Origin of the sequence: Parasphingorhabdus sp. (genome assembly GCF_049667325.1) — a bacterium.
In the GTDB taxonomy this organism is placed as follows: domain Bacteria; phylum Pseudomonadota; class Alphaproteobacteria; order Sphingomonadales; family Sphingomonadaceae; genus Parasphingorhabdus.
On record NZ_JBATHY010000151.1, the window covers coordinates 1 to 11,009 of the forward strand.

8 protein-coding genes are annotated in these 11,009 nt (G+C 54.7%); 2 read left to right on the forward strand and 6 right to left on the reverse strand.

Annotation, left to right across the window (positions count from 1 at the left end; translation table 11 throughout):
• On the reverse strand, positions 1-244 hold a 244-nt coding region (locus tag WBM93_RS07040), incomplete at its 3' end, for a GIY-YIG nuclease family protein (protein ID WP_424430068.1).
• Positions 245-295: 51 nt separating this feature from the next.
• A complete protein-coding gene (locus WBM93_RS07045; protein WP_424430071.1) occupies positions 296-2,506 on the reverse strand; it encodes a penicillin acylase family protein in 2,211 nt (736 codons plus the stop codon).
• 159 nt (positions 2,507-2,665) lie between these two features.
• On the opposite strand from WBM93_RS07045, the gene clpB reads away from it, so the two are divergent.
• Both clpB and WBM93_RS07055 read left to right on the forward strand, forming a co-directional pair.
• Entirely contained in the window at positions 2,666-5,260 is a 2,595-nt protein-coding gene (gene clpB / locus WBM93_RS07050) for an ATP-dependent chaperone ClpB (RefSeq protein ID WP_424430074.1), read from the forward strand.
• Between the two features lie 37 nt (positions 5,261-5,297).
• Positions 5,298-6,353: a hypothetical protein gene (locus tag WBM93_RS07055; RefSeq protein WP_424430076.1), complete on the forward strand. Its 1,056-nt coding sequence runs from the start codon at positions 5,298-5,300 to the stop codon at positions 6,351-6,353.
• A 7-nt stretch (positions 6,354-6,360) separates the two neighbouring features.
• Here the strand turns inward: WBM93_RS07055 and WBM93_RS07060 are convergent, their stop codons facing one another.
• From WBM93_RS07060 to WBM93_RS07075, 4 genes are all read right to left on the reverse strand, one after another.
• A complete protein-coding gene (locus WBM93_RS07060) occupies positions 6,361-6,663 on the reverse strand; it encodes a hypothetical protein (RefSeq protein ID WP_424430079.1) in 303 nt (100 codons plus the stop codon).
• Positions 6,664-6,722: 59 nt separating this feature from the next.
• Positions 6,723-7,028 carry a hypothetical protein gene (locus WBM93_RS07065; RefSeq protein WP_424430082.1) on the reverse strand — a complete coding sequence of 102 codons (306 nt, stop codon included), beginning with the start codon at positions 7,026-7,028 and terminating at the stop codon, positions 6,723-6,725.
• Between the two features lie 54 nt (positions 7,029-7,082).
• Entirely contained in the window at positions 7,083-7,457 is a 375-nt protein-coding gene (locus tag WBM93_RS07070; protein ID WP_424430085.1) for a hypothetical protein, read from the reverse strand.
• A gap of 118 nt (positions 7,458-7,575) precedes the next feature.
• The gene (locus WBM93_RS07075; RefSeq protein ID WP_424430088.1) at positions 7,576-10,566 is read right to left on the reverse strand and encodes a TonB-dependent receptor domain-containing protein; all 2,991 of its coding nucleotides are present in this window, start codon (positions 10,564-10,566) and stop codon (positions 7,576-7,578) included.
• Positions 10,567-11,009: the final 443 nt, after the last annotated feature.

Below are 11,009 nucleotides of genomic sequence, written 5' to 3' on the forward strand. Positions count from 1 at the left end.
CAACCAACGCCAGTTTCCATTCCCTGCGCCATTTCTTGAGTTTCCATTCCCGGGCTCGTGCATCCTGGATGTCGTCGTGCGCTTCAATCCAGACAAGCAAAGTGCAATCATGCTCCTTCGAATATCCTTCGATCAACTTGTTACGATGCTGATAGGCGCGCTGGACCAAATTGCTGGTGACGCCGAGATAGGTTTTTCCGCGCCGACGGTTGGCCATGAGATAGACATAGCCGGATCTGGTCATTCAATTACCATTCCGATTGCCTCCAGGGCTCCGCGTCGAGCGCGGAGCAGATTATTTTTTGCCGCTCTTCACCACCTTATCACTCGTCTTGTGCTTCTCCAGATCCTTCGGATCAAACCACACCGGTTTCAGCTTCTTGTCGACAAACAGCTGCATCTGATCAGTATAATGCGGTGACTTCGACCGCGTGGTCGCGGCGCCGAAGGGCTGGATCGAGCGGGAGTGGACCTTGCCGTCCCTGGCCCATTCGATGAACATGATGAAGCTGTCGCCGTGGCGCACCGAAAGCCGCCCGTCGTCCTCGACATCCCAGAGAGTTGACGCCCGGATCGTGTCATTGCCGCCGTCGACCGGAAGATCGACCTTGCCCTGCCGCATCCGCAGCACATCCATCATTGGTGGATCGATCTTGTCGAAATATTTCGTCAGATGGTCGACCGTTTCCTCCAATATCTGTCGCGGATCTGGCATTTTCCCGCGGTTATAATGTGACTTGTTTGCCGGACGCAGGACCATCAGCGCGAGCGCGTCGGCCGCGCCCTTGCCATCGAGATCCCAGTCCCACTGGGCAAGCAATTGCTGCGCTTTAAGCAGTTTCGCGCTGCCTTTCAGGTCAAGCGCGGCAATCTTGTCCAGCCAGTTTTTCGCATAGCCCGCTTTCTCGTAGCCGGTGTCATATTTGATTTTCCACAGCTCGTCATCGGTCAGCTTGCCATCGGCATTGGCGCGTTCGAGCAAGGCGATCGAGCGGCGCGAGCGGTTGGTCTGGTCATCCTCGACCCCGAGCAGCGATGAGAAATTATCGCGGTTCAATTCATCCCCCGGCCCCGCCGCGATAAACGGCGTGTTATTGGCGTTCATGATATAGCCCGACGCCGGATTGACCAGAGCGGGGACACGGGTGAACGGTAGCGCGCCCTGCCACAGAGTCGCGGACGTATCGCCGGGGAGAACCGTGCGCCAGTCATAGCCGTCGGGCCGGTCGGGGAACATTGCGTTATAATAAAGTCCGATATTGCCCTCAACATCGGCATAGACGAAATTGGTCGCCGGAACGCCCTGCCCCGCCATCGCCGCCTGCCATTCGTCGAAATTGGTCGCCTTGTTGATGCGGTAATATTGGGTCAGCATATCGAGCTCGTCGATACCGGCATAGCGGAGCGCGTAAGCGCCGCTGTTATTGATGATCACCGGCCCGTGGACCGAACGATAGGCGACCTGCGGATAGGGAATGACAAACGGGCCATATTTGATCTTCAGCCAGACGCGCTTCTTCTCCAGCGGCTTCCATTCACCGTCGAACCGGTAGGCGTCTTTCTTGTCGTTCAGCGTTAGCTTGTAGATATCGATCAGGTCGGGGCGGTTGACGGTGTTGGTCCAGCCAAGATATTTGTTGTGGCCGAGAAACGGGAACGGCGAACCAGGGAAATTAGCGCCGGCGAAATCCCATCCCTGTTCGCTGTGCACGACCAGCTCGTACCAGGCGACATTGCCGCGCAGCGGCTGGTGCGAATTGGAGATCAGGCGTGTCTTGCCCTCGGGAGAACGTTCCGGTGCAATCGCGTAGGCGTTGGAACCATTTTCATCCGGATCGGGGCCGACCGGCGTGACCGTTTCTTCTTCGACAATTTTGTCCGGACTCAACGGATGGATCGATGTTTTTGCCGGCTCATCGTTCAAGCGCGGCCCGCCTTCGCGCGGCAGGGGCTTGTTCTGCACCAGCGCTTCGATCGGACTGTTGAGACCGAAGAAAAAGGGCGACCGGAGCACGAAACCTGCGGCAATATCCTGACCGTTGACCGGAAATAATTTAGCCAGCTGAATCTCTTCTGGATGCTCCTTGGCATATTGATTGAGCCCGGACGCATAGCCGTCGAGCAATGCGCGAACATCCAGCGGCAGATCATCATATTTGCGGGTCACTGTACCGCGCACATCAAGCAACGCGGCGATATAATCGATCGGCGCGCTGTCCGCACCGTTGAGCGTGGCCATCCGGCCCCGGGTCATCGCGGTCACTTCCTGCAGCGTCGAGAAATCATCTTCCGCGTGGGCATAAGCCACACCATAAGCGACATCGGCGTCGGTTTTGCCGAAAATATGCGGCACGCCAAAATCATCGCGCACGATCCGGGCTTCATAGGGGCCGCCCGTCGGAGGTGCGGCTGTGTCAATGGTCAACGGTTCCCAGACCGCCAGACCGATTGCAACCAGTGCCAGAAAAACCAACAGTCCAATGCCTGCACGCTTAAGTGTTTTCACGTATTTTGCCCTTCCCGACAGCAGCATAAGCTGCGCATATTTTCACGCTTGCTGACGCTTACCACATAAATCCAGCGGAAAAAGTGATCAATATGGTTGTGTTGCACGACTACAACACCATATTTATGACAAGACACTGAGATTAAACAGGATGAACCGATGAACCTTGAGAAATTTACCGACCGCGCCAAAGGATTTCTGCAATCCGCGCAGACCGTCGCCATCCGGATGAACCACCAGCAGATTACCGCCGCGCATGTCGCCAAGGCGCTGCTCGAAGACGATCAGGGCATGGCATCCGGTCTGATCACCAAGGCGGGCGGCGACGCCAAAAAGGCGCATCAGGAAATTGATGCCGTATTGGCAAAAATTCCGGCGGTTTCCGGAGGCGGAGCCCAACAAACACCTGGGCTCAACAATGACGCGGTCCGGGTGCTGGATCAGGCTGAACAGATCGCAGACAAGGCCGGTGATAGCTATGTCACTGTCGAGCGCTTGCTGCTCGCGCTGGTTCTGTCCAAGGATACGGCGGCCGGCAAGGCGTTGAAATCTGCTGACGTAACCGCCGATGCCTTGAACACTGCGATCAACGAATTGCGCGGCGGACGGTCGGCGGATAGCGCGACCGCCGAAGACGCTTATGAGGCGATGAAAAAATTCACTCGCGACCTGACCCAGGCGGCTCGCGACGGCAAGCTCGATCCGGTGATCGGCCGCGACGAGGAAATCCGTCGTACGATCCAGATACTGGCCCGACGGACCAAGAATAATCCGGTCCTGATCGGTGAACCAGGCGTCGGCAAGACCGCGATTGCAGAAGGCATGGCGCTGCGCATTGCCAATGGCGATGTCCCGGACAGCTTGAAGGACCGCCGGCTGATGTCACTCGACATGGGCTCGTTAATCGCGGGCGCGAAATATCGTGGCGAGTTTGAAGAACGGCTGAAGAGCGTGCTCGATGAAGTGCGCGGAGCCGATGGTGAAATCATCCTGTTCATTGACGAGATGCACACTTTGATCGGTGCGGGCGCTTCGGAAGGGTCGATGGATGCTTCCAACCTGCTCAAGCCAGCTCTGGCGCGCGGAGAACTCCATTGTATCGGCGCCACCACGCTCAACGAATATCAGAAATATGTCGAAAAAGACGCTGCCCTGCAGCGGCGGTTTCAGCCTGTTTTCATCGGCGAGCCAACGGTCGAGGACACGATCTCGATCCTGCGCGGACTGAAGGAAAAATACGAGCTGCACCACGGAGTGCGGATTACCGACGGCGCTCTGGTCAGCGCTGCAACGCTGTCGAATCGATATATTTCGGACCGCTTCCTGCCCGACAAAGCCATCGATTTGATGGACGAAGCGGCTTCGCGGATTCGCATGGAAGTGGAATCCAAGCCGGAAGAAATCGAGACGCTCGACCGGCGGATCATCCAGCTCAAGATCGAGCGCGAGGCGCTTTCGAAGGAAAGTGACGATGCGTCCAAGGGACGACTTGAAACGCTCAAGAAAGAGCTCTCCGAACTCGAGCAGCAATCCGCGGAACTGACCACGCGCTGGCAGGGCGAGAAGGACAAGATCAACGCCGAAGCCCAGCTCAAGGAAAAGCTGGATCACGCCCGGCTCGAACTGGAGCAGGCCGAACGGGCTGGGGATCTCGCCAAGGCCGGGGAGCTGAGCTACGGCACCATTCCCAACCTGGAAAAAGCACTCGAAGAAGCCGCCGGCGCGAGCGAAGGAGCGATGCTGCGCGAAGAAGTCGTGTCCGAAGACATCGCCGCTGTGGTTTCGAAATGGACCGGCATCCCGGTCGACAAGATGCTCGAGGGCGAACGCGAAAAGCTGCTGGCGATGGAAGAATTGATCGGCGAGCGGGTGATCGGGCAGAAGGACGCAATCTCGGCTGTATCCGCAGCCGTGCGCCGCAGCCGCGCCGGTTTGCAAGATCCCAACCGGCCTTTGGGGAGTTTCCTGTTCCTCGGCCCCACCGGCGTTGGGAAGACCGAACTCACCAAGGCGCTCGCCGGATTTCTGTTCGACGATGATCAGGCAATGGTCCGCATCGACATGTCCGAATTCATGGAAAAGCACAGCGTTTCCCGCCTGATCGGAGCGCCTCCCGGCTATGTAGGCTATGACGAAGGCGGTGTTTTGACAGAAGCAGTGCGCAGACGCCCCTATCAGGTGATCCTGTTCGACGAAGTCGAGAAAGCCCATGGTGATGTGTTTAACGTATTGCTGCAGGTGCTTGATGACGGTCGACTGACCGATGGTCAGGGCCGGATGGTAGACTTCTCCAACACATTGATCATCCTGACCTCCAATCTCGGCAGTCAATATATGGCAAACCTGAAGGACAAGGAGACCGTCAAGGATGTCGAGCCGCAGGTGATGGAAGTCGTCCGCGCGCATTTCCGCCCCGAATTCCTCAACCGGCTGGACGAAATCATCCTGTTCCACCGGCTTGCCGAGGAACATATGGCGCCGATTGTCGATATTCAGGTCTTGCGGGTCCAGAAATTGCTCAAGGACAGGAAGATCGAACTGGAACTCACCGATGCAGCCCGGCGCTGGCTGGGGCGGGTGGGCTATGATCCGGTATATGGTGCAAGGCCGCTGAAACGCGCGATCCAGAAATATCTTCAGGATCCGCTCGCCGATCTGATCCTGCGCGGTGACGTGCCGGATAATAGCACCGTCAACATTGACGAAGGGGATGGCGCGCTGAAGATGGAGCCGGTTGCCACGCCCGCAGCTTAACCTTGCGCGATCTGCTCCTGACGGGCAAATAGCATCGATGAGTTTAACCGCGAACCAAGCAGCCATCATCAGCAATGCGGACTATCTGGCACATCGCTATGACGAGGTTGCCGATGGCTTTCGCTTTGTCCACGTAACGCGCGAGACACATCGCGCATGCACGTTCATTACCGACGAGCATTTGCCGGATGTGGATCATTATGAACTGATCGGCCGGGCGGATCTGGATCAAGAACCGCTGCCAACCGCACCAGTCCACTTCATTTTCCATTCCGCTTATTGCTGCTCGACGATGATGGCCCGCGCCTTTGACATTCCGGGCGTCTCGATGGGGCTGAAAGAGCCGGTCATCCTCAACGACATGATCGGCTGGCGGCGGCGCGGTGCCGACAATCAGAAGCTGGCAGCCGTATTGGACAAGTCGCTAGACCTGCTCGCGCGGCCGATGGGCGATGATCGGGCCGTAATCATCAAGCCATCGAATATCTGCACACCACTTGCCATTCCCGCTCTCAAATTGCGTCCCGAAGCCAAGGCGTTATTGTTATACGCCCCGCTGGAATCCTATCTCCAGTCGATTGCCAAAAAGGAAATGTGGGGCCGGATCTGGGTGCGTGACGTGCTCATCGGAACGATGAAAGACGGCTATGCTATCGGCGGGTTTTCCCAGGAAGAGCTTTTGCAACTCACCGACCTACAGATCGCGGCCATCGGCTGGCTTTCCCAGCATGCTGCCTTTGCAAAGATCATCGAGACCGTTGGTCGCGACAGGGTCAAAATTCTCGACAGCGACCGTTTCCTGTCCGAACAGAGAGGAACGCTCCGCTCGCTCAACCAGTTTTTTGACCTCGGGATGGATGACAACAAGATCAACCAGACACTCGAGGGACCTGCCTTTAACAGCCATTCCAAACTTGATCAGGCAAAGCCCGATGGCGTTTTCGATGCGAAGGCCCGCCAGCAGGAACAAAGCCAAATGGCCGCGTTACACGGAGCTGAAATCGAGATGGTTACCCAGTGGGCACAGGCGGTCGCCGAAAGCCAGCATATCCAGTTGGAAATGGATAGCCGGCTTCTCGACCAACGGCCATAAAATCGCGTTAGTTGTTGGTGCTGAGACCCGACTGCATATCGTCGACGAACTGCTGCGATTCACGCGAACCTTTACGCGTATATTCCACCCATTGGGCATTGGTCATGCAAGTACGTTTTTTCCTGGTCAGAGATCCGATGACCGGTTCCGAACGGCAACGCACATAATCCGGATGACGCCGGTCGGTGATTTTCTTGGGCTTTTTCGCCTTCTCACTCTCATTCTTCGTGTCAGCTGCTGCCACCGGCGAAACCGTGAGAGCTGTTGTAGCTAATGCTCCGATAAGAAGCGTTGGTAGAAGAATTTTCATAGTAACTCCTGTAATCATAATTTTACAATTTTAACCCGTCGTCATAAATTTGAACCGGCTTAATTTGGTGTTATCATAAAGCCTGGCTGATTATCTTCAACAAACTCTTTCGAATTGCGTGAACCGATCTGAGTATATTCAGCCCATTCCTCGTTAGTCATGCAAACGCGACGCCTTTTGGCGAGCGATCCGATGATGGGTTCGGACCGGCATCGTACATATTTCGGATCGCGCCGATCAACAATTTTCTTCGGTTTTTTCGACTGCTCTTCAACGGTGTCCTTGTCGGCGGCGATCGCCGGTGATGCGGTGAACGCGGTTGCTGCGAACAAGCCGGTTATCAGTGTTCGAATAAGAATTTTCATTGCTATTCCAAGCCTTTGTCTAATCATCAGTCAAATTCAAGCCAGCAAAAAAATCTACTGCAGCATAAATCCCGGTTGGTTGTCGTCGACAAATTCTCTCGCATATTGGTTGCCCTTGCGGATCGCCAATGTCCATTCGTGGTTTGTCATACAAATCTTGCGCTTTTTCAAATAAGAACCGGCCACGGGTTCCAACCGGCATCGAACATATTCGGGATCACGTCTGTCGGTGATACGTCGCGGCGCATTGCTAATCTCCGAAGACGTTGCATCCAGAGCAGGAAGTATCTTCACAACAATGAGTCCTTCAGGGTCTTCCTGAGCCATTGATTCATCAGAACCCTGCTGCTGAGCGTTAACAACAGTCGGAATGGCGCCAAATACACCAATAGAAATTACACTAAAGCTCAGCGCATATTTTAATGTCATTGGAACCTCACGCTAACAGTCGAGAGATTTCTATCATGAAAAGCTGTAAAACTCAACCGCACGACGAAAAAGGGCGGACCAAATGGCCCGCCCTTTTTTTTCAATTCTGATCGTTCGATTAGAATTTGAATTTAACACTCGCACCATAACGACGACCCTGTGCGTCATAGGATGACGGGTATACGTTACCGGAGTTGAACGATGTCGAGCCAATGTCCGAACCGACAACCGTAGGTTTGTTGTCGAACAGGTTCTGCACGGTAAGCGTGATCAGAACATTTTCGCTAACATCCCATTGGCCGGACAGATCGAAATAGCTTTCCGCCGGGATCTTGGTGAAGTCAACATCACCAAATAGTGGCGAATTACCGATAAAGGCTGCTCCGTTGTCGACCACATCCTGTGGCTCTTGAATCAGAGCACTCAGATAACGCCAGCGAAGAGACATTGTGAAATCTTCTTCGAAGGTGAGCGAGGTCCGCTGCGAGAAGGCAAACTCAGACTGTGGCGAACCACAGTTAACTGAATAGTAGCCAACGCACTCACGATCCAGTCCTGTTGGGGTAGCCTGGAACTTGTTCTTGTTGGTCCAGGTACCGTCAAAGGAGAGAGCCAATCCGATATTATCGGTAAGATCCGTGTTATAACGGAGACTCACGTCGACACCGTCTGTCGCAATCTTACCAAGGTTGCTCTGTTGAAGAACCAGTCCCTTGGTGTTGGACGGATCACCGTCGAGGCCACCCGTGTTCGGGTTACGCGAAATAAAGTCGCTACCGCAGAACGGGTTGGTTCCTGATGGTGCATTGAAACACGCTGCGATCGCGTCACCAACTGTTGGTGCAGAAACCGCGTCGGTGACCTTGATATTGAAATAATCAACGGTCAGAGACAGACCAGGAATGGCGTCCGGTTGGAACGCAACACCAACAGTCCATGTCTTTGCAGTTTCGGTACCGAGCAGCGGGTTACCGCCAGCGGTGATGTTGATCTGACCAGCGGCCGGTGGAAGAACCGTACCGTTCTGGACAGCGGCTGCACCTGGCGAACCAGCTGGAACCTGAAGCAAACAAGCTGCAAGCAGGCTACCGGTTGGCGCTACAGGACCCTGACAAGGATCGTTTGCAAGGTTGCTGAGGCCCGTAGAAACCGGCGCAAACAGCTCACCAATGTTAGGTGCGCGTGAAGAACGCTGATAGTTGCCACGGAAGGTAAGACCAGGAATAACTTCCCAGCTACCGCCAGCTTTCCAGGTGAATTCCGTACCCGCAGTGGAGTAATCGGAATAACGTGCACCGAGATCGATGGTCAGGCTTTCTGCAAAGGATTCACCTTCGAAGACAGGAATGCTCAATTCGCCGAAGGCGTCGTAAACATCATAAGAACCGAAAATATCCGGAGCCGCACCACCGGCACCAACAACGGCACCTGGTGTTTTCGATGCATCATCGGAAACCCGCGATGCTGTGAAGCTGCGATATTCGCCGCCGACAGCAAACTGGATCGGTGTTTCGGCGAGACCGAAACCAAGGTCACCAGTGATACTTCCGTTAACCGTTGCAATCGAGGTTGAAGTGATCACCTGCTGGTTCAGGCTGAACACGTAGTCGATGGCTGCCTGCGAACCAAGATCGCCTTCGAGACCGAAGAGATTGATCGGCGCACAACCTGCGTTACCCGAAATACAGGTTCCATCAGGAAGGGCATATAGCGAGTCATCCAGACGTGAGCGACGGGCAAAACCGGTTTGGGTCTGGATCCGTTCACTTTCACCATAGGTACCCGAAATATCGTAGCGGATATTGTCGGTAATGTCGCCACGCGCGCCGACTACCATGTTGAACAATGTCGAAACGTAGATCGAATCACGCGTACCGGCTTCGATGGTACGACGACGAACCTGGGTATTGATGTTTACGAAATCAGGGTTCGCGCTACCATCAGCCAATGTTGGACCAAATGGCGTGGTTCTTCCGGCAAGACATTGAGCTGCCGTCAGGCCAAGACCGGTACAGAATTGGTTCGCAATTCCCACTGGAATGGTCGGGTTGTTGAGGTTGATGTCGTAGTTGTTGAAGAACGAACCGCCGGGAGCAATAATCGTTGCAACAGTCTGCTTCGAGAAAGCAGCCTGCGAATATAGCTCGACATTTTCGTTGATTTCATAACGAGCGGAACCGAATACGTTAAACCGTTCGAAAGGAGTCAGGAAGATGTTGAATGGATTGAAGTTGAACGGACGATCAAACACACCGCTCTGCACGGTCTGTCCGTCGGGAGCAATCTGGCCAAAACCGCCCGGGATTGGGCCAACGATCACGGCTGGGATAGCATTCGATGAGCCACCAGCCTGACCATTAAAGGAACTGACGTTAAATTCGCCAAAGCTACGGTCGCCCTGGTAGATCGCGTCCTGGTCCTGATAACCAACGCTCAGAACCACGTTACCGCGGCCGTCGTCGAAATTGGCACCAATGGTCATGTCAGCGCGGAATACATTGCCGTCGCCTTCTTCGGTGATCTGCTCGGAGACGTTTAGTTCGACACCAGCAAAGTCACGCTTGGTGATGAAGTTGATAACGCCGGAGATTGCGTCCGCACCATAAGTGGTGGTTGCACCACCGGTCAAAACGTCGGTACGTTCGATAACCGCCAGCGGGATGCTGTTGAGATCGACGCGACCGGTTGTGTCAGCAGGAACGAAACGACGTCCGTCGAGCAGAACCAGGTTACGCTGCGAACCGATACCGCGAAGGTTAACGAAGGAAGAACCGCCGTTACCGTTGTTCACTGCAGAACCGGTTGTTGGAATTGCCGATGGCAGTTCGCGAAGGAACTGTTCAGCGGTGTTGGTCTGGCGAAGCTCGAGTTCTTCGGAAGTCACAACGCCAACCGGGCTTGAAAGCTCCAGGTTAGGGTTGCTGATACGCGAACCCGTAACAACGATAACGTTGCTGCTAGCGGTGTCAGCTTCCTGAATGTCCTGATCCTGCGCAAAAGCAGGTGCAGAAACCATGGCGAGTCCGAGCACCATTGGTGCCACTGACGCCTTTAGGTTTGAATAATTTCTCATGTTAATCCAGTCCCTTATTCTGGAGAGGTAGGCCATTGTGGCCGGTCCCCGGTTGTTGACCGGTGGCAATCTGCGCGCCCCAAACGCACGGATTCGACCACCGAGTTGGGGGTCAATTGCAACAAGGCTTGTGGTCTGTAAAGCTTCTGTTCAGGGAAAAGGGCGGTTTTTGTAGAGATTGTAACTATTTTGTCACAGTCTGAGACGTGCAAAAATCGCTTCCGGACACGGCTTTCCCGTTTCGAGATTCGATACTCGGCGGACCGCGGTTGTCCGATCAACAATGAATTGCCTCCGTAGCTTCTATTGCTTATGTCACGCAGAACATGGAATGGAATGACAGGAAAAACGGAAATGGTTAGATCTAAATGGTTCTTCGCGAGCGTGATTTCAGCGACGGTTGCCGCAACGGCGGGCCTTTGCGCCCCTGCGAATGCTCAAGAGATTGACCGCAGAAAAGCGCTAACCGCCCCCCCGAC